We start from the raw sequence: 19,975 nt of genomic DNA on the forward strand, positions 1-19,975 counted from the left end.
CGGCTTTGAGGGTCTCGATCCACCCGGCAGTCCGGGTTCTGATCGTTCTGGTGCTGGCCGCCTTCTCGTCGCAGGCGAGTCTGGCGGCATTGGGCGTCTGGGCACTGCTGTTGCTGAGCAGCTATTTTCTCGCCGTCGGGCATGACACCGCAGCGGTTGCGCGGTTGCGAAATGGCGTCTCACGCCTGCGCTGGCTGCTGCTGGCAATTTTCGTGCTTTACGCCGGCTTTACGCCGGGCACGCCAATCGTGACCACCCTGCCGGGAATCAGTCGCGAAGGCCTGCTTGAAGGCCTGCGTCGCGCGCTGGTGCTGATCGATCTGCTGATGATGGTGTACCTGTTGCTGGCGCTGACGCCGGTGAATGAACTGGTCGCCGCAATCCACACGCTCGTGCGACCGCTGCGCCCTCTGGGTGTTGATCCGCAGCGGCTGGGTTTGCGTCTGGCACTTGCGCTGGACCAGGTCAATCACATGCATACCCGTCTGCGGGGAGAGGCACGGGCTCCCGGAAACTGGGCACAGCGTGCCGCAGATCTGATCAGCGAGATCGAACACGACGCCCAGCATTCACAGCGGCAGTGGACGCTGACGCCGGTGGCCGAGGCACGCTGGTGGGAGTGGCTGCTGCCGCTCGCGATTCTCGCCCTGCTGATGCGCTGGACCCCATGACCCGATTCGCGGTGGGCGTCGAATATATCGGCACCGGATTTTCCGGCTGGCAGGCGCTGGCCGGACGCCGGACCGTGCAAGGAGAGGTTGAGGCGGCGCTGTCTGCTGTCGCGGATCATCCGGTCAGCGTGGTCACAGCCGGGCGCACCGACGCCGGTGTGCATGCGCAACAACAGGTCGTGCATTTTGATTCGGATTCCCGACGCAGCGCCTATGCCTGGCTGATGGGCAGCAACACCCGGCTGCCGCAGGAGGTCAATCTGCGCTGGATCCAGCCGGTGGATGCACGCTTTCACGCGCGTTATGCGGCCGTGCGGCGCAGCTATCGCTACGTGATTCACAATCACTCTGCGCGCAGCGCGCTGGCCTATCAGCGCAGCGGCTGGTGGCCGCAGACGCTGGATGTGAATGCCATGCACTCTGCTGCGCAGATCCTGGTTGGCGAACACGATTTCTCGGCGTTTCGCGATTCGCAGTGTCAGTCGCGCACGACAGTCCGCCGGATGTACGCCATCAACGTACAGCGCCGGCGTGATTTCATCGTCATTGATGTCTGCGGCAATGCCTTTTTGCACCACATGGTGCGCAACATTGTCGGCACCCTGGCGCAGGTGGGCTTGGGCAAACAGCCGGTACAATGGGTTGCGCAAGTGCTTGCCGGTGGCGATCGCAGACAGGCCGGGATGACGGCCCCCGCTGCCGGTCTCTATTTCGTGGGTCCCGAATATCCGGCAGAATTCGCGCTCCCGCCGCTGCCGCGGCCCTGGTTTCCCGCCTGAATCCTCTTTTTTCACCCGCAGTGTCACGAACCCGGATCAAATTCTGCGGCTTGCGCCGCAAGCAGGACCTCGAATGCGCCGTGGCGCTGGGGGTCGATGCCGTGGGGTTCGTGATGGTGCCGGCCAGCAAGCGCTGTCTGAGCCTGAATCAGGCGGCGAAACTGCGGGAACGTGTGCCTGCATTCGTCAACGTCGTCACCTTGCTGATGGACGCGCCGGCCCGGGATGTTCGTGCCGTGATCAAGGCCGTGCAGCCCGATCTGCTACAGTTTCACGGCAACGAAACGGCGGAGTTCTGTGCCAGCTTCGGCTTGCCGTACATCAAGGCCGTGGCGATGTCGGGTCCGGTTGATCTGGCGCGCTTCGCACGTCGCTATCGCGGAAGTCGCGGCTTGCTGCTGGACAGTCATGCGCCAGGGCAGATGGGCGGTAGCGGCACTGCATTTGACTGGACGGTAGCCACGCCGACGTCGATGCCTCTGATTCTGGCCGGTGGCTTGAACGCACAGAACGTCGGCAAGGGCATTGCGCAGGTACGGCCGTACGCCGTTGACGTCTCCAGCGGTATCGAACTGCAACCCGGCGTCAAGGACGTCCAGCGCATGCGCGCCTTTGTCGATGCGGTTGCCCGCGCCGACCGTGCATGGCAACGCAAGAATGATGGATAACACTGCATGAGCTACGACCTTCCCGATACGCACGGACACTTTGGCCGCTATGGTGGCCAGTTCGTCGCCGAAACCCTGATGGAGCCACTGCGTCAGCTGACAGAGGCTTACGAATCGCTGAAAAATGCTCCGGCTTTTCTCGCTGAACTTGATCGCGATCTGCGCGACTACGTCGGTCGGCCGTCGCCACTGTATTTCGCCGAACGCCTGACGCGGAGTTGGGGCGGGGCGCAGATCTGGCTCAAGCGCGAAGATCTGAATCACACTGGTGCCCACAAGATCAACAACACGGTCGGGCAGGCACTGCTCGCCAAGCACCTGGGCAAGACCCGCATCATTGCTGAAACCGGTGCCGGACAGCACGGTGTGGCGTCCGCAACGATCGCGGCGCGGCTCGGACTCAAGTGCGTGGTTTACATGGGTGTCGAGGATGTGCAGCGGCAGTCACCCAACGTCTACCGGATGAAACTGCTCGGCGCGGAAGTCGTGCCGGTGCACTCCGGCACCAAGACGCTGAAGGATGCGCTCAACGAGGCCCTGCGCGACTGGGTCAGCAACGTAGACGACACCTTCTACGTGATCGGCACCGTGGCCGGTCCGCATCCGTACCCGATGCTGGTACGCGATTTCAATGCGGTGGTCGGCCGCGAGGTGCTGGCGCAGAGCCGCGAGCGTTTCGGACAGTTACCGAACGCGCTGGTCGCCTGCGTCGGCGGAGGCTCCAATGCCATCGGACTGTTCCATCCGTTCATCGAGCACACCGAGGTGGCGATGTACGGCGTCGAGGCCGGTGGGCACGGCGTTGCCACGCACGAACATGCCGCGCCACTGACGGCGGGGCGTCCAGGTGTTCTGCACGGCAACCGAACCTACGTGATGGCGGACGACAACGGCCAGATCCTGCCGACGCATTCCATCTCCGCGGGTCTGGACTATCCCGGCGTTGGTCCCGAGCATGCGTATCTGAAGGACATCGGCCGGGTCAACTACACCACGGTCACCGACGACGAGGCTCTGGCCGCGTTTCACGAGCTGACGCGCAGCGAGGGCATTATCCCGGCACTGGAGTCGTCCCACGCGGTCGCCTATGCCAAGAAGCTGGCCCGCGAGTACGGACCGGAACAACGCATCGTCGTGAACCTGTCAGGTCGTGGTGACAAGGACATCTTCACCATCGCCAAGCTTGAAGGCATCGAACTCCTGTGACCATGGCCTCCCGAATCCAGCGCGTTTTCTCCGAACTCAAGCAGCAGGGCCGCAAGGGTCTGGTGCCGTACATCACTGCAGGCGATCCGTCTCCGGCAGCCACTGTGGGGCTGATGCATGCACTGGTGCGCGGCGGTGCCGATGTGATTGAGCTCGGTGTTCCGTTTTCCGATCCGATGGCGGACGGTCCGACCATCCAGCTGGCCTGCGAACGCGCGCTGGCGCACGGAACCGGCCTGTGGGACGTCATTGACATGGTGGCGGAGTTCCGCCGTGACGATCAGCAGACGCCGGTCGTGTTGATGGGCTATCTGAATCCGATTGAGACCCGCGGCATTGATGCTTTTGCCGAGCGCGCCCAGGCCGCAGGGGTTGATGGCGTGCTGATCGTTGATTTGGCGGTGGAGGAGGCGGACGAGTATCTGCCGCCGCTGCGCGCTCGTGGCCTGGATTGCATCTTCCTGCTGGCGCCGACCAGTTCGGACGCGCGCATTGAAACCATTGCGCGTCACGCCAGTGGCTATCTGTACTACGTCTCGCTCAAGGGCGTTACCGGCGCGGCCAGTCTGGACATCGTCAGCGTGACCGAGAAGCTGGAGCAGATCCGGCGCCACAGCACACTGCCGCTCGCGGTCGGCTTCGGGATTCGCGACGCCGCCAGTGCGCGTGCGGTCGGCGCCGTGGCTGACGCCGTGGTTGTCGGCAGTGCCCTCGTATCGGAAATCGAACGTCTGCAGCACAATGCCGAACAGCTGCCACAGGTCCTGCAGGATCGTCTGACGGAGCTGCGTGCAGCGCTGGATCAACCGGTAGTCTGAATCCGCGGCCGCAAAACCGCTAACATTCGCCACTCGCCTGGTGGGTTTATGTCTGATTCCATGAGTTGGCTCGATAAGATTGTTGGTTCCAAGCTGCTTCCGAGCGGCACCAAGAAGCACAACGTCCCGGAAGGTCTGTGGACCAAGTGCGAGACCTGCCAGTCGGTGCTGTATCGCGCGGAGCTGGAGCGCACGCTGGAGGTCTGCCCCAAGTGCGGCACCCACCGCGTGATCGGTGCGCGTCAGCGTCTGGATACTTTTCTCGATCCGGAGCCGCGCATTGAGATCGGGAACGAGGTCAGTCCAAAGGATCCTCTGAAGTTCAAGGATAGCCGCAAGTACGTTGACCGCCTGAAAGAGGCGCAGTCCGACACCAACGAGAAGGACGCCCTGATCGTCATGCGCGGCCAGCTGATGGGCATGCCGCTGGTCGTCAGCGCCTTCGAGTTCAGCTTCATGGGCGGTTCGATGGGCAGTGTCGTCGGTGAGAAATTCGTCCGCGGCGTCAATGCGGCACTGGAATTCGGCACCCCGTATGTGTGCTTTACCGCTTCCGGCGGCGCACGCATGCAGGAATCCCTGTTTTCGCTGATGCAGATGGCCAAGACCTCCGCAGCCTTGGCCAAGCTGGCCGAGCGAGGTTTGCCGTTTGTTTCGGTGCTGACGCATCCGACCATGGGGGGTGTTTCCGCCAGTCTGGCGATGCTGGGCGATCTCAACATTGCCGAGCCCAAGGCACTGATCGGATTTGCCGGACCGCGTGTAATCGAGCAGACGGTGCGTCAGAAACTGCCGGAAGGATTCCAGCGCGCGGAGTTCCTGCTGGAGAAGGGTGCGATTGACGCCATCATCGATCGCCGTGAAATGCGTGATCGCCTGTATCGCATGCTGTCGATGATGACCCACTTCTCGCCGAGCGTCAGTGCCGCATAGTCCAGCGTCTCCCGGGGGCGCGTCGCTGGGCGCCGGCAGCAGCCTCGAAGACTGGCTGCGCTGGCAGGAGACCCTGCATCCTCGCAGTATCGAACTGGGACTCGGCCGCATCGCACGGGTGGCTGCCGCCTTGCGTCTGCCGGCACACGACGCACTGACGATCACCATCGCCGGTACTAATGGCAAGGGCTCCAGTGCGCATCTGGCTGAGCTGATCTATCGCAAGGCCGGGTATCACGTCGGTCTCTACACCTCACCGCACCTGCTGCATTACAACGAACGTATCCGCATCGACGGCGAGCCGTGCCGCGATGCCGACCTGTGCCGCGCATTCACCGCGATCGAGGCCGCACGCGGCAATGTCGCGCTGACCTACTTTGAATTCGGCACCCTGGCCGCGCTGTGGTTGTTCCGTGAAGCGGGTGTGCAGCTGCAGATTCTTGAAGTCGGGTTGGGCGGCCGTCTCGACGCCACCAATCTGGTCGATGCCGACGCCGCGCTGGTCACAACCATCGGACTCGATCATCAGGACTGGCTGGGCGACACCCGCGAGCAGATTGCCGTCGAAAAGGCCGGCGTCTTTCGACATGGACGCGTCGCGATCGCAGCCGAGCCGGCGCCGCCAGCAACACTGATTGCCGAGGCCACGCGCATCGGTGCGCTGTTGCAGCGGCGAGGGCAGGACTTCGACGTCGGTCGTGGCGAAAACGGTTTCGACTGGATTGGCACCGATCGCGAGTACGCCGGCCTGCCGTTGCCGGGCATTGCCGGCGACGCGCAGATCGACAATGCGGCGGGCGTCATTGCACTGGTCGAAGCGCTGCAGGCACGGCTGCCAGTGCCGGAGTCTGCCCTGCGCAGTGCCTTGCCGCAGCTGCGGGTGCCGGGCCGCCTGACCCAGCGCGGCGATCTGCTGCTGGACGTCGCACATAACGCCGAGGCTGCACAGGTGCTGGCGCAGGCGATCGAACGACTGTACGACGAGACGGGTGTCGTACTCGTGCTGGGGATGCTCGACGACAAGCCGCATGCTGCATTTGTTGCGGCTCTAGCCACTCGACTCAATGCCGTGGTGTTCGTGGACCTGCCGCCGCCGCGTGGGTTGAAGGCCGAGGACCTGCAGGCGCGCGTCCAAGCCAGCCTGACGGCGGACATGCCGCAGCGATGCTGCGACAATATGCGCGATGCCTTGAACCAGGCCCGGAGTTTCGCTGGCGGGGCGGGGCACATCGTTGTCACCGGATCATTTCTGACCGTGGCTGAAGCCTTGAGCACTGTGGATGGATGAAACCCTGCGGCGGCGCCTGGTTGGCGCTGCGTTCCTGCTGATCGTGGCATTCGTGTTGGCGTCACTGCTGCCGCGCCGCCCGGAAGGGCCCGCTGCCGTGGATGCCGATGTGGTCACGATCAATCTGCGCGAACCCGAGGTTATTTACGATCAGGCGACCGTGATTGGCACGCCAGCGGAAGACACTGCTGCGCCGACGACCGACGAGACCGAATCCGATGACGCTGCGCCCGAGTTGGCCGATCCAAGCACCGTAGCGGTCGCGCCCGGCCCATCCGCACCACAGCCCACCGCGCGACCGACGCCCAAGCCGAGTCCGAAGCCGACCGCGTTGCCGACGCCTGCGCCCAAACCAACGCCCAAGCCAACTCCCAAGCCGGTACCCAGTCCGGTGCCCTCGGCGCCTCCGATGCAAACGCCGTCTGCGGCGGCAACGCCACAGCAGTGGTGGGTGCAGCTCGGCTCATTCTCGGATATCGAGAACGCGCGCCAGGTGGAGACGAAGCTCAAAACCCTGGGGCAGGCGGTTGTGATTGCCCCGATCGCGACCACTAAAGGCACGCTGTACCGTGTGCGCAGCGGCCCGTTTTCCAGCTCTGGCGCTGCCGAGACGGCCCATCGCGCGGTTGTCACGGCAGGCTACAAGGACGCTCGTATCATCACGCCCTGAGGGGTGTGCGCGTATCGAACATCACAGCGTGATGGAACAGATCGCAACAACCTATGCGGCGCGTTGTCATGCAGTGGTAAAATGCCGCCGCTCGCCGCGGACGATTTCACCCATGCACAGGCTCTCCGGATTTGCCCCATGACCTGGGTTGATTACAGCATTGCGCTGGCCTTTGTTGTCTCGGTGCTGGTCGGCATCTGGCGCGGCTTCACGCGAGAAATTCTCAGTCTGGCGACGTGGATTGTCGCTGTCGGCGTGACCTGGCTGTTCGGACAGTCCGTCGCCGAGTACCTGAAACCCTGGCTCGCCGATGGGGCGCTGCGTGATGCCGCAGGCGCTGCACTGACCTTTATCGCGACCTTGTTTGTCGGCGCCATCCTGACCCATTTCATTGTCATTGCCGTGCGCGACAGCCGCTTTTCACCGGCGGATCGCACCATGGGTGGTGGTCTCGGCATTGTGCGCGGGGTCATCCTGGTTTCGCTGTTTGTCGTTGTGTCCGGACGCATGGGCGCGTCGCAGGACCCATGGTGGCAGCAGTCGATGCTGATTCAGCAGTTCACGCCGCTCGCCCGCGGATTCGAAACCATCATCCCGCCGCGTTGGCTGGAGTGGATCGAACCCGGCGCAACACCGACCAACCCCACTTAACTCCAGGCCAAGCTCATGTGCGGAATCGCCGGCATCGTCTCCCAGAGCACAGTCGTCAACTCGGACCTGTTCGACGCGCTTACCATGCTGCAGCACCGCGGCCAGGACGCGGCGGGCATCATTACCAATGAAGGCCACCATCTCTACCTGCGCAAGGAGAATGGACTGGTCCGCGACGTGTTCAACTCCGATGACCACATGGTCAAGCTGCGCGGCAACATGGGTGTGGCGCACGTGCGCTATCCGACCGCCGGCTGCTCGACTTCGGCGGAGGCGCAGCCGTTCTACACCAATACGCCGTTCGGCATCTCGCTGTCTCACAACGGCAACCTGACCAATTCTGAGGAGCTCAAGCAGGAGCTGTTCCTGCAGGACCGTCGGCATCTGAATACCGAGTCCGATTCCGAAGTGCTGCTGAACGTGTTCGCGCATGAGCTTCTGCAGCGCGGCGTACTGCGGCTGACGCCGGAGGACATCTTTTCGGCAGTGTCCGGCGTGCATCTGCGCTGCCGCGGCGCCTATGCCTGCGTTGCAATGATCACCGGGTACGGCATCGTCGGTTTCCGCGATCCCTATGGCATCCGTCCCGCGGTCTATGGCGTGCGTGAAACGGCCAACGGCCTCGATCACATGATCGCGTCTGAATCCGTTGCACTGGACGCACTGGGATTCGAACTGCTGGGCGACATCGCGCCGGGCGAGGCCGTGCTGATTACGCTTGACGGCAAGCTGCACAAGCGCCAGTGCGCGGCCAATCCGATCTACTCGCCGTGCATCTTCGAGCACGTCTACCTGGCGCGTCCCGACTCGGTGATCGACGACATCTACGTGTACAAGGCACGCCTGCGCATGGGCGTGAAGCTTGCCGAAAAGATCCTGCGTGAATGGCCGGATCACGACATCGATGTCGTCATTCCGATTCCCGACACTTCGCGCGTTGCGGGTGCCGAGCTCGCCGCGCGTCTGAACGTGCATTACCGCGAAGGCTTCATCAAGAACCGCTATATCGGTCGCACCTTCATCATGCCGGGACAGGCACAGCGCAAGAAATCCGTGCGCCAGAAGCTCAACCCGGTCGGCGTCGAATTCCGCGGGAAGAACGTGTTGCTGGTGGACGATTCCATTGTCCGTGGCACGACGTCGCAGGAGATTGTCGAGATGGCTCGCGAAGCCGGCGCGCGCAAGGTCTACTTTGCCTCGGCGGCACCGCCGGTGCGCTTCCCCAATGTTTACGGCATCGACATGCCCACCAGCACCGAACTGGTCGCGCATGGCCGTACGGTCGAGCAACTGGAAAAGCTGCTGGGTGCCGATCGCCTGATCTACCAGGATCTCGGCGATCTGATCGACGCGGTGCGCCAGGGCAATCCGGCGATCACCCGGTTTGATTGCTCGGTGTTCACCGGTGAATACATCACCCAGGACATCACACCGGAGTATCTGAATCAGCTCGAACTGTTCCGGTCTGACTCGGCAAAGGCGGCGCGCAGCCGCTCGCGTACGATGATCGAGCTGCCCAACGCCTCCTGATCGGTCGCGTTGCGCCCGGGCGCGGCAGGCTTGAGCGCAGTGCGGTTTCGACGTATCGTTGCACGGCGCCGATTTGAACCAGCTTGCGGGCGCGTAATAAATGCAGCTAAACGGTGTGAAAGCCCGTTGAGCATGCACATGCTGGCGGGCTTTTGACGTTATAGGCGGGAGTTTCACGTGAACGAGTTGTTCGACCCGGACTGGGGCTTTTCCACACTGGGCATCCGCGCGGCCGAGCCGCGCACCGAAAATGGCGAGCATTCGGCCAGCGTCTCGCTGACATCCAGCTACGTCTTCGGTAGCGCCGCCGAGGCTGCCGCGGTATTCCAGGGCAAGGCCCCCGGATACATCTATTCGCGTTTCACCAATCCGACGGTCGAGGCCTTCGAACGCCGGCTGGCCGCGATGGAGGGCGGTGAATCCTGCGTCGCCACCGCCAGCGGCATGGCGGCGATCCTGACGCTGTGCCTGTCGGTCCTGAACATGGGCGATCACATCGTCGCCTCGCGCGGACTGTTCGGTTCAACGATCAATCTGTTCAACAACATTCTTGAGCGCTTTGGCCTCAGCGTCAGCTACGTCGACATGACCGATGTCGCCGCCTGGGACGCTGCGATGCAGGACAACACGCGTCTGCTGTTTGTCGAAACGCCGTCGAATCCGCTGGTCGAGCTGGCGGACATCGCCGCGATCGCCGAAGTGGCGCATCGGCGCGGCGCGCTGCTATGCGTCGACAACTGCTTCCTGACTCCGGTGCTGCAGCAGCCGCTGAAGCTTGGCGCGGACTTCGTGATCCATTCGGCAACCAAGTATCTGGACGGACAGGGACGCTGCGTCGGCGGCGCCATCGTCGGCGACGCCCAGCGTGTCGGCAAGGATGTGTTTGGTTTCATGCGCACTGCCGGACCCTGCATGAGTCCGTTCAATGCCTGGGTGTTCCTCAAAGGGCTGGAAACCTTGTCGGTGCGGATGAAAGCGCATTGCGAAAATTCCCGCGCACTGGCTGAGTGGCTGGAGGAACAGCCGGCTATCACGCGCGTTTTCTATCCGGGACTCAGCAGCCATCCGCAGCACGTGCTGGCACAGCGACAGCAGAGCGGCTATGGCGCCATCGTCAGTTTTGAACTGGACGGCGGTCGCGATGCGGCCTGGAAGCTGATCGACAGCACGCGGATGATCTCGATCACCGCGAACCTCGGCGATACGCGTACAACCATCACGCACCCGGCAACAACCACGCACGGCCGCATCACCGCGGAGGCACGCGCTGCCGCGGGCATTACCGAAGGGCTGGTCCGGATTGCTGTTGGCCTGGAGGACATCGCCGACATCCAGGCCGATCTCGCACGCGGTCTGGTCTAGGCGACTTGCGTGAGTGACTGGCGCGCTGCGGCTTTTGCCGCGCTGATCGAGCCTGATCCCGCGCGCAAGTGCCAGCGGGTTGCCGACCTCACGGTTGATGCCGGGCCCGCGCCATCGCTCGCATTTGAATGGACACGGGTGCCGGGTCGACCCGAGCAGCCGCTGCTGGTGAGTCCGCGTGATGTGCCGACCCGGGGCCTCGGCAGCGTCGCGGGCCGCGCCGCACTGGCGCATGCGGTGGCACATATCGAATTCAACGCAATCAATCTGGCGCTGGACGCCGCCTGCCGTTTCGACGGCCTGCCGCTGCCGTTCTACCGTGACTGGATCAGCGTCGCACAGGACGAGGCGCGGCACTTCCAGATGGTGCAACAGCGGCTCGATGCGCTGGGCAGCCATTACGGCGCGTTGACCGCGCACAACGGATTGTGGGAAGCGGCAGAGAAGACGGCACATGACGTCTTGGTACGCATGGCGCTGGTGCCGCGCGTGCTAGAGGCGCGCGGACTCGATGTCACTCCGGGCATGATCGGCCGACTGCGTGAGGTCGGCGATCTGGATACTGTCGCCGTGCTCGATGTCATCCTCGCGGAAGAACTGCGCCATGTGGCGATAGGCACGCACTGGTTCCGCTATCTGTGCGAACAGCGCGGCTTGTCCTCGACGGAGACGTTCAAGGGGCTGCTTGCCGAACACAACATCCACCTGCGCCCGCCGTTGAATCTGCCTGCGCGTTACGCCGCGGGTTTCGTCGAAGGTGAACTCGGGTAGTGCGCCCGCGGCGTCAGGTGCGTGTTTGTCGTATTCGGGGTTAGCCGATGACGATCAGAACATCGGATCGATGCGCATGCCCTCACGTTTGTGCAGCGCCACTTCGGTTGCGCGGGCCACTTCGCCAGGACGGCGCATGGCCGGGCCAGCGGCTTCGACCAGCACGTACTGCCGGCCCTGGTAGTGCATGAAGGTCTGCCCTGGCGCTGGCTCCATGGCAACGCCCAGCAGGTAGTGCCCGGGAATATGCACCCCGATGATGGGCGCATCGGTCAGGTTCTGCAGGATCGCTGCCAATAGCGCGGACTTGGTATCGCAATCGCCGTAGCCTTGCTCCAGCGCCCGCGGCGGTGGGTAAAAGCCGAGAATCTTGCGACCATCTTCCTGCGACGAGGGTTGCTGGTAGCGCAATCCGGTCTGAACCAGCGCAACGGCAGCCTCGAGCGTCCATTGTGTGTCCTGTCCGCGCTCCCGTGCCAGTTGGCGCAACGCTGCGGCAACCGGTTGCACCCGCGTGCGGTTGCGTTGCACGACCTTGGGCACGTCGACGTACAGATGCATCGAGCGCTTCTCGTCAAAGCGCATGCGCAGCGCGTGCTCGCTGTAATAACGATCGATCTGGTCTGACAGCTGCGCCTGAGCACACTGCGCGTCGGACTTGCAGCGCTGGGCCAGCGCATCGATTTCCGCGCGTGAGATACCGAATTCGCGAACCGATTTGCGCCCGGCATCGGCATCGAGCGAGAAGTCGATGCTGAGGGCTTCGCCGCCGAAACTGTTGAACTGCGCCGTGACCCGCGGTGAGGCGGCGGCAAATGTCGATGCACTCTCGTGCTGTACGGCATAGTGCGCAGTCCGCGTCGCCGGCATCATTGCGTTGTCTTCATCGACGCCGCCGGATGCAGTGACCAGCGGTGTGCGCGCCAGCAGGAACAACATGAAAGCGAAGCGGGCTGCTATGCGACAGCGGCTGCCGGTCCGGAGAGGCCGGGGTGTGGTGTCAGTGCGAGTGGTCGAAGTCGTGTTCATGGCGGTCTGCCCGGAACAGAGGCAATCCGCGTACGACATGGCTGACGCAATGTAAGGGTTTGTCCGTCAGCAGGCTGACCGACGACCCGATCGGCCGGCTCTGAAATCTACGCTCCTGAGGGCTCAAACCCGACGGCCGCCAGTACGACTTATCCACAGACGCTGAGATAAAAATACCCCGCAACATCCGTGACTTCAGGCCACCTGTTGCGAACCAGGGTGATGGGTGGGCGGCGGCCGGGGTCCTGTCGCCGGCTGGGCTCGGGCTTGCACCGTATCCGTCAGTCCCTGCGCAACGAATTCGCTACAAACGGTCGGGGCAAACGGATCAACGGTTTTTCAGGTTGACGACACCCTGCATGCACGGCGCGAAGATCGGCGCCAATGCGCGTCACAATCCGTCAAAAAGTGACGTAACTTGGCAAGACGACGGATCACTGGCGGACGCCTTTCTGGCGACCTCACTCGTGGCGCAGGGCGTCAATCGGATTCAGGCTGGCCGCCTTGCGTGCGGGAAAGTAGCCGAACACGATGCCCACGATCGCGGCGAACAGAAATGCGACCAGGACGATGCCAAGGTTGAGGACAAACGGCACACCCAGCAACGCGGCCAATGCCACGGAGGCCGCGAGGGCGATGACGATCCCGAGGATGCCTCCAAGCGATGACAGCACGACCGCCTCGACCAGAAACTGCAGCAATACATCGCGCTCCAGTGCGCCGATAGCCAGACGGATGCCGATCTCACGCGTGCGCTCCGTCACTGACACCAGCATGATGTTCATGATGCCGATGCCGCCCACCAGAAGGCTGACTGCGGCAACGGCCCCGAGCAGTCCGGTCAATACGCGCGTGGTGCCGGAGAGCATGTCGGCGATTTCCTTCATGTCCATCACGCTGAAGTCGTCTTCCTCGCCGGACGACAGGTGCCGGCGTTCGCGCATCAGCCGGCGCACGTCCTGCTGGATGCGTGCGCTCGCGCTGCCGTCGCGCATGCCGATCTGAATGATCGCGACATTGTCGTTGCCGGAAATGCGGCGCTGGAACGTGCGCAGCGGCAGTACCACGAGATCGTCCTGATCCGTGCCCATGCTCGACTGGCCTTTGGATTCGAGCACGCCGATGACTTCGCATGACAGCGTTGCAACCCGGAGGCGTTGTCCGATCGGGCTCGCGCTGCCGAACAACTTGCTGCGCACGGTTTGCCCGATGACGCAGACGGTCACTCCGGAGCGAGCCTCACCGGCACTGAACAGGCGCCCCTCGGCGGTCGACCACTGGCGCAGCGGAAAGTACTGCTCGGTGCTGCCGGTCACCATGCTGGTCCAGTTCTCATTGCCGGCAACGACCTTCGCTGCAGTGGTCGCCGTTGGTGCAACGCCGGCAATGCCGCTGATGTCACGCGCAATTGCGTCGGCATCGTCGACCTTGAACGCTGCCGCGCCGGACAGCTGTCCCGGACCAATGCGCTTGCCAGGCGTGACCATCAACAGGTTGCTGCCGAGACTGGAGATCTGCAGGGTGACCTTCGCCGTCGCACCGTTGCCCAGCGTCACCATGATAATGACCGCGGCGACACCGATGACGATGCCCAGCACTGTCAGGAACGAGCGCAGCACATTGCGACGGATTGCACGTGCCGCCAGCGAGAACGCATTCCACAGCATCAGGTCGTGACTCCGCTGGGGCGATCCGACGCGACATGACCGTCGACGAAGCGCACGGTGCGCTGCGCATAGTCGGCGATGTCGTTTTCGTGAGTCACCATGACAATGGTGATGCCCTGGTCGCGATTGAATCCGGTCAACAGATCCATGATTTCCTGGCTGCGGGCGCTATCCAGATTGCCGGTGGGTTCATCGGCCAGCAGCACGGACGGCTGGGTCACGATTGCACGCGCAATCGCCACGCGTTGCTGCTGGCCGCCGGACAACTCGCCCGGTGTGTGGTGTTCCCAGCCTTTCAGGCCAACGCTGTGCAGCGCACGGCGCGCCAGCGCACGGCGCTCCTCCGCGGGCGTGCCCCGATAGATCAGAGGCAGTTCGACGTTTTCCTGCGCCGAGGTGCGTGCCAGCAGATTGAAACCCTGGAACACGAAGCCCAGATAATTGCGTCGCAGCAACGCGCGCTGGCGCCGGCTCAGGTCGCCGACGTCGACCCCACGGAACAGATACTGCCCGGCACTGGGGGTGTCGAGACAGCCGAGTATGTTCATGCAGGTGCTCTTGCCGGACCCGCTCGGTCCCATCACTGCGACGAACTCGCCGGTGTCGATGCTCAGATCGACCCGGTCCAGTGCGCGCACTTCGGCGCTGCCGCTGCCGTAGGTCTTGCAGACCTGGTGCAGCCGGATCAAGGCAGGCGATGTGACGTCCGTAGTCACGGTGTCGCCGCAGTTTCGGTGATGACTTCGGCGTCAGCAGGCAAGGCGTCATTGAGCAGAACCGAGTCGACGCCATCCGAGGCGCCAATCTGTACCGACACTGCTGCGGGAACGCCATCGCGCAGCACCCAGACCCGACGCGGCCCGCTGTCGTCCGGCGTCGTCGGTGTTGTGCTGGCCTGCGGTGGCCGAGGAATGAGACCTCCAACCAGACCGCGCGAGCTGCCGGCAGTGGCCTGTGCTGCCGGAGCAAAGCGCAGCGCCGCGTTCGGCACCAGCAGCGCGTCGCTGACCTGCTGCGTGACCACCGTAACCGTCGCGGTCATGCCTGGGCGCAGTGCCAGATCGGAATTGTCGACATCGAGAATCGCCTTGTAGGTCACCACGCCTTCGACCGTTTCCGAGCCATAACGCAGCTGCGTAATCCGCGCTGGAAAGCTACGGTCGGGATACGCATCCACGGTGAACGTGGCCTGCTGGCCCTCGCGCACCTGACCGACATCGGCTTCGTCGATATCGGCCTCCATTTGCATCTGCGTCAGATCTTCCGCCAGGACGAACAGCACCGGTGACTGGAATGACGCCGCAACGGTCTGTCCGGGGTCGACCGCGCGCTGCAGCACGACGCCGTCGATCGGCGAGCGTATGACGGCCTTCGCCAGTTCGGTGCGGATTGCATTCAGCGCGGCGTCGGTCTGCTGCACTGTCGCAGCGGCGCTCGCCAGATTCGCCTGCGCCCGATCCGAAGCGGCCTGCGCCGCATCAACGGCCTGCTGCGATACGTAGGCGTCGCCAGCGGCCTCTCTCAAGGCATGTAACCGCCGCAAGTCGGTGTCGGCCTCGCGCTGGCTGGCGCGCGCCTGCAGTACGTTGGCCTTTGCCGCAGTCAGTCCGGCCTCGGACTGCCGGACTTGCGCCTCCAGCTTGCTCGGATCCAGTCGCGCGAGAATCTGCCCGACCTTGACGTGATCGTTGTAGTCGACCTCGACCGTGGCAACCGTCCCTGAGACCTCGATGCCGACGTCAACCGTATGCGTCGGTGCCAGCGTGCCTGTGGCGGCGACGGTCACCGTCAGATCACCGCGCCGGATCTTGGCCATGGTGTAGGGCGACACCTCGGGTGAACGCAGCGTCGACCATGCGATCGCGCCAATCGCCAACAGTACGCCGACCAGCAACAGCCATAGCAACCAGCGCCGCCATCGGCGGTCGTGGGGTGCAGTCTTGCCGATGCCGAGCGTTGCCGCGATATCTTCCGGGCGCGCTCTACCATCCATCGTCATGCGGAATCCTCTATATGGCTTTCAATCTCTGACGCGGTATTCGTGTCGGCAGTTCAGCGCGATGCAACACACTGAGGATGATCGCCGGAATCGGAGCGAACTCGACAGATGAGTGTGTAACGCTGTGTGAAACCGGGACGTGAGGCGCGTCAGCTCGGAGTTCAGACTAAGGCCTGAGCATTGCGGGAGCATTGATCGCGATCAAGCACCGGTGGATGTGCTGCGCAGCAGCGGCGGCGTTCATACGTGCATGCGACGCAGATGGCCATGCTCGGCGACCAGATACTCCATGAGGTCGGCATGCCAGTCCGCCAGTACGATGCGCTCCACTTCGCGCCCATCCACCGAGAGCCGGTGATCCGCCGGGCGATGGGTGTGCCCATGAATGATCCGGCTCACCCCGTAGTGGCGGAACGCAGCTTCGACGGCGAGCGGATTGACGTCCATGATCTCGACCGATTTGGTCTGCTTGGCGTCGGCGCTCTGGCCGCGCAAGCCACCGGCGATACGCAGACGGCGCGACTGCGGCAGCTTCAGAAACACCCATTGCGCAAATCGATTGCGTGAAAAGCGACGCCAGCGCTGGTAGGCGTGGTCGTCTGTGCACCATAGATCACCGTGCGACAGCAGCGTCGGGACACCGTCGACATCGACGACGGTCGGGTCTGTCAGCAACTGCACACCGCTAGCGCGCTCGAAGGCTCGGCCATACAAGAAGTCGCGATTGCCGTGCATGGCGTAGATCGCGACACCTGCGCTGTTCAATGCGCGCAGGGCGTCGATCACCGGGGCGTGATCGCGCAGACCGACATCGTCGCCGATCCAGTATTCGAAGATATCGCCCAGCAGGTAAACCGCGTGGGTTGCGCGCGCCGGGCCGTCGAGTAAACGAATCAGGCCGTCGCGTAGCGGCGACGGCCCGTTCGGAAGATGCAGATCGGAGACGAACAGCGTGCGCTGCGTCATGTTCGTCTCCGCAAGGCCTTAGCGCTTGAGCACAACCTTGAGTGCATCCAGGCACAGCTGCACGTGCCGCTCGGTGCAGCTCTGGCCCATCAGTCCGATACGCCAGACTTTGCCGGCGAATTCACCGAGGCCTGCGCCGATCTCCAACCCGAACTCGTTGAGCAGACGACTGCGCAGGGCGGCCTCGTCATCGACGCCTTCGGGAATCATCACGGCGTTGAGTTCCGGGATGCGCTCGTCAGCCGGTACCAGCATCTTCAGCCCCATCGCTTCGAGTCCGGCGACCAGCTGCAGATGTACGCGGCGGTGCCGCGCCCACACATTTTCAAGGCCTTCTTCCTCGATCATGCGCAGCGCTTCGTGCAGGCCATACAGCGCATTTACCGGCGCGGTGTGGTGATAGGCACGCTTGGTGCCGCCGCTCCAGTAGCCGGTGATCAGGTTCACATCCATGAACCAGCTTTGCACCGGCGTCTTGCGCTGCTTGGCGACGTCGAGCGCGCGCGCCGAAAACGTCACCGGCGACAGGCCGGGCGGGGCGGACAGACACTTCTGTGTACCGCTATAGACTGCGTCGAGCTGCCAGCCGTCGACTTCCAGCGGCACGCCGGCCAGCGAAGTCACGGCATCAACGATAGTCATCACCCCGTGCTCGCGCGCGATTCGCGCCAGCGTCTCGGCATCCGAGAGCGCACCGGTAGAGGTTTCCGCGTGCACGAAGGCCAGGGCCTTGGCTTCGGGATGAGCCTCCAGCGCCGCCTTGACCTTGGCCGGATCAACGGCACGACCCCAGGGGTCGTTCACAACGACAACCTTGGCGCCATAGCGCTGCGCAACCTGCTTCATGCGTCCGCCGAACACGCCGTTCTCGCAGACGATCACGGTATCGCCGGGTTCCAGCAGATTGACGAAACACACTTCCATGCCGACCGAGCCCGGTCCGGACACTGGCATCGTCAGCTCATTCTGCGTGCGGAACACGCGACGCAGCTGCTGCTTGATCGTATCCATCAGCGCGACGAAGACCGGATCCAGATGGCCGATCGTCGGCTGTGCCATTGCGGCCAGCACGCGCGGATGCACGTCTGACGGGCCCGGGCCCATCAGCACGCGCTTCGGCATCGTGAAGGTCGCCGCAGCGTCGACCGCTGCAGCAGCCATGAATTGGTTCTGCTGCGTCACTGCGCGGTCTCCACCAGCGTCGCCTTTTCGATCACCACCTGGGTCACCGGCACGTCCTGACCAAACGGAGGAATCGGGCCGGTCGGGGTTTCAGCGATCTTGTCGACCACATCCATGCCTTCGACGACCTTGCCGAACACGGCGTAACCCATGCCACGCTGAGGTGCGTAGTTCAGGAAATCGTTGTCGGCGTGGTTGATGAAGAACTGCGAGGTCGCCGAATGCGGATCGTTGGTGCGCGCCATGGCAATGGTGCCGCGCTCGTTCTTCAGACCGTTCTTGGCTTCGTTTTCGATCGGCGCACGCGTCTTGCGCTGGGCATAGGTCATGTCATAGCCGCCGCCCTGGATCATGAAGCCGCGGATCACGCGATGGAACACCAGACCGTCGTAATGGCCATCCTTGACGTACTGAACGAAATTGGCGGTCGACTTCGGTGCCTTCTCGGCATCGAGTTCCAGCGTGATATCGCCCATCGAGGTCTTCATCAGCACGCGCACAGGCGCAGCGGCATTGGCAGTGGTCATCATCAGTCCTAGCAGGAGGGTGGAAAACAGTTTCTTGTACATGGTCATTGCGGGGTCTTTGCGACAGTCTTGGCGGCGGTAATCGAGAGAACTCAGATCAGGCGGCGAGGGCGGCGTGGTCCTGTGCATCGTCGACGTCGGCCAGCGCATCTTCGAGCAACTCCATGGTGCCGGCGCCGTAATGCACGCCCTCGGACAAGGTCCGTCGGAATGCACGACCGCCGGGCTGGCCACGGAACAAGCCGAGAATGTGCCGGGTGATGTGATGCATCAGCGCGCCGGCCGCGAGCTCTCGCTCGACGTAGGGCATCAGACGCCGCACGACCTCGTGGCGGCTCGGCACCGGCGTGGCGTCGCCAAACAGCTGTAGATCGACCTCAGCCAGCAGATAAGGGTTGTCGTAGACCTCGCGTCCGATCATCACGCCGTCGACATGCTTCAGATGTTCGGCGCTTTGCTCCAGCGTCTTGATGCCGCCGTTGATGACGATGGTCAATGCCGGGAAGTCCTGCTTCAGTCGGTAGACCAGATCGTACTGCAGTGGTGGAATCTCGCGGTTTTCCTTCGGCGACAGTCCCTTCAGCCAGGCTTTGCGCGCATGCACGATGAACACTTCGCAGCCGGCCGCGGCAACGGTTTCAACGAAGTGATGCATGAATTTGTAGTCTTCGGAATCGTCGACGCCGATGCGATGCTTGACCGTCACCGGCAGCTTTGTCGCCGACTTCATCGCGCGTACCGAAGCCGCCACGTGATCCGGCTCGCGCATCAGGCAGGCACCGAAGCGACCTTCCTGGACGCGGTCCGACGGACAGCCGCAGTTCAGATTGATCTCGTCGTAACCCCACTGCTCGCCGAGCTCGGTGCTGGTGATCAGCTCGTCGATATCGGAGCCGCCCAGCTGCAACGCCACCGGGTGCTCGATCGGATTGAAGCGCAACAGACGCTTGCGCGATCCGTGCACCAGCGCCGGCGTCGTGATCATTTCCGTGTACAGCCGCGTGTGGCGCGAGATCTGGCGCAGGAAAAACCGGCAATGCAGGTCAGTCCACTCCATCATCGGAGCCACGCTGAATCGCCACGGCGAGACGGCAGTTTCGAGGGGCGTTTCTGGAATTTGAATGGCACTCATCCTTCAATTTTGACATAGGCACGCCCGGAAGCGACGACCGACGCTCCGGTGCCCGCGGCCGCTTGGGCCAATTCGCGGCCTCGAAAAGCCCACCTGGCTCCGTGACCGGCAGCCATTTCCTCCGAA

The 19,975-nt window shown here is 63.4% G+C and carries 20 protein-coding genes; 12 read left to right on the forward strand and 8 right to left on the reverse strand.

Annotation, left to right across the window (positions count from 1 at the left end):
* Positions 1-5: 5 nt before the first annotated feature.
* From E4T66_RS08445 to E4T66_RS08500, 12 genes are all read left to right on the forward strand, one after another.
* Positions 6-671 (forward strand): energy-coupling factor transporter transmembrane component T, encoded by a 666-nt coding sequence (locus E4T66_RS08445; RefSeq protein WP_169577545.1) that lies wholly within the window; start codon positions 6-8, stop codon positions 669-671.
* Complete coding sequence (gene truA, locus E4T66_RS08450) at positions 668-1,450, forward strand: tRNA pseudouridine(38-40) synthase TruA (RefSeq protein WP_136848566.1); 783 nt, start codon at positions 668-670, stop codon at positions 1,448-1,450. The genes E4T66_RS08445 and truA overlap by 4 nt, the downstream gene beginning before the upstream one ends.
* A gap of 20 nt (positions 1,451-1,470) precedes the next feature.
* Positions 1,471-2,118, forward strand: a complete 648-nt coding sequence (locus tag E4T66_RS08455; RefSeq protein ID WP_136848567.1) for a phosphoribosylanthranilate isomerase — start codon at positions 1,471-1,473, stop codon at positions 2,116-2,118.
* 6 nt (positions 2,119-2,124) lie between these two features.
* The gene (gene trpB, locus E4T66_RS08460) at positions 2,125-3,324 is read left to right on the forward strand and encodes a tryptophan synthase subunit beta (RefSeq protein ID WP_136848568.1); all 1,200 of its coding nucleotides are present in this window, start codon (positions 2,125-2,127) and stop codon (positions 3,322-3,324) included.
* 2 nt (positions 3,325-3,326) lie between these two features.
* On the forward strand, positions 3,327-4,142 hold the full coding sequence (gene trpA / locus E4T66_RS08465) for a tryptophan synthase subunit alpha (protein ID WP_136848569.1): 816 nt from the start codon (positions 3,327-3,329) through the stop codon (positions 4,140-4,142).
* Positions 4,143-4,202: 60 nt separating this feature from the next.
* Positions 4,203-5,075 (forward strand): acetyl-CoA carboxylase, carboxyltransferase subunit beta, encoded by an 873-nt coding sequence (gene accD / locus E4T66_RS08470; protein WP_136848570.1) that lies wholly within the window; start codon positions 4,203-4,205, stop codon positions 5,073-5,075.
* Positions 5,065-6,363, forward strand: a complete 1,299-nt coding sequence (gene folC / locus E4T66_RS08475) for a bifunctional tetrahydrofolate synthase/dihydrofolate synthase (protein WP_248679549.1) — start codon at positions 5,065-5,067, stop codon at positions 6,361-6,363. Before accD ends, folC begins: the two co-directional genes overlap by 11 nt.
* Positions 6,356-7,033, forward strand: a complete 678-nt coding sequence (locus E4T66_RS08480) for an SPOR domain-containing protein (protein WP_136848571.1) — start codon at positions 6,356-6,358, stop codon at positions 7,031-7,033. Before folC ends, E4T66_RS08480 begins: the two co-directional genes overlap by 8 nt.
* Positions 7,034-7,171: 138 nt before the next feature.
* The gene (locus E4T66_RS08485; protein ID WP_169577546.1) at positions 7,172-7,684 is read left to right on the forward strand and encodes a CvpA family protein; all 513 of its coding nucleotides are present in this window, start codon (positions 7,172-7,174) and stop codon (positions 7,682-7,684) included.
* Between the two features lie 15 nt (positions 7,685-7,699).
* Positions 7,700-9,214: an amidophosphoribosyltransferase gene (purF, locus tag E4T66_RS08490; protein WP_136848573.1), complete on the forward strand. Its 1,515-nt coding sequence runs from the start codon at positions 7,700-7,702 to the stop codon at positions 9,212-9,214.
* A gap of 177 nt (positions 9,215-9,391) precedes the next feature.
* Complete coding sequence (locus E4T66_RS08495) at positions 9,392-10,576, forward strand: O-succinylhomoserine sulfhydrylase (RefSeq protein ID WP_136848574.1); 1,185 nt, start codon at positions 9,392-9,394, stop codon at positions 10,574-10,576.
* A gap of 9 nt (positions 10,577-10,585) precedes the next feature.
* A complete protein-coding gene (locus tag E4T66_RS08500) occupies positions 10,586-11,347 on the forward strand; it encodes a ferritin-like domain-containing protein (protein ID WP_136848575.1) in 762 nt (253 codons plus the stop codon).
* A 54-nt stretch (positions 11,348-11,401) separates the two neighbouring features.
* Here the strand turns inward: E4T66_RS08500 and E4T66_RS08505 are convergent, their stop codons facing one another.
* The 8 genes from E4T66_RS08505 to dusA all read right to left on the reverse strand — a co-directional run bounded on the left by E4T66_RS08505 (position 11,402) and on the right by dusA (position 19,849).
* Positions 11,402-12,286, reverse strand: coding sequence for a transglutaminase-like domain-containing protein (locus E4T66_RS08505; RefSeq protein ID WP_136848576.1), 885 nt, complete (start codon positions 12,284-12,286; stop codon positions 11,402-11,404).
* Between the two features lie 551 nt (positions 12,287-12,837).
* Positions 12,838-14,043, reverse strand: coding sequence for an ABC transporter permease (locus tag E4T66_RS08510; RefSeq protein ID WP_136848577.1), 1,206 nt, complete (start codon positions 14,041-14,043; stop codon positions 12,838-12,840).
* Positions 14,043-14,759 carry an ABC transporter ATP-binding protein gene (locus E4T66_RS08515; RefSeq protein ID WP_136848578.1) on the reverse strand — a complete coding sequence of 239 codons (717 nt, stop codon included), beginning with the start codon at positions 14,757-14,759 and terminating at the stop codon, positions 14,043-14,045. The genes E4T66_RS08510 and E4T66_RS08515 overlap by 1 nt, the downstream gene beginning before the upstream one ends.
* Positions 14,756-16,042: an efflux RND transporter periplasmic adaptor subunit gene (locus E4T66_RS08520; protein WP_136848579.1), complete on the reverse strand. Its 1,287-nt coding sequence runs from the start codon at positions 16,040-16,042 to the stop codon at positions 14,756-14,758. The genes E4T66_RS08515 and E4T66_RS08520 overlap by 4 nt, the downstream gene beginning before the upstream one ends.
* 240 nt (positions 16,043-16,282) lie before the next feature.
* The gene (locus E4T66_RS08525) at positions 16,283-17,008 is read right to left on the reverse strand and encodes a UDP-2,3-diacylglucosamine diphosphatase (RefSeq protein ID WP_136848580.1); all 726 of its coding nucleotides are present in this window, start codon (positions 17,006-17,008) and stop codon (positions 16,283-16,285) included.
* An 18-nt stretch (positions 17,009-17,026) separates the two neighbouring features.
* Positions 17,027-18,169 carry a pyridoxal-phosphate-dependent aminotransferase family protein gene (locus tag E4T66_RS08530; RefSeq protein WP_367396754.1) on the reverse strand — a complete coding sequence of 381 codons (1,143 nt, stop codon included), beginning with the start codon at positions 18,167-18,169 and terminating at the stop codon, positions 17,027-17,029.
* Between the two features lie 17 nt (positions 18,170-18,186).
* Positions 18,187-18,717, reverse strand: a complete 531-nt coding sequence (locus tag E4T66_RS08535; protein ID WP_367396749.1) for a peptidylprolyl isomerase — start codon at positions 18,715-18,717, stop codon at positions 18,187-18,189.
* A gap of 97 nt (positions 18,718-18,814) precedes the next feature.
* A complete protein-coding gene (dusA, locus tag E4T66_RS08540; protein ID WP_136848581.1) occupies positions 18,815-19,849 on the reverse strand; it encodes a tRNA dihydrouridine(20/20a) synthase DusA in 1,035 nt (344 codons plus the stop codon).
* Positions 19,850-19,975 lie beyond the last annotated feature (126 nt).

It is taken from the genome of Sinimarinibacterium arenosum (assembly GCF_005047655.1).
Classification (GTDB): Bacteria; Pseudomonadota; Gammaproteobacteria; order Nevskiales; family Nevskiaceae; genus Solimonas.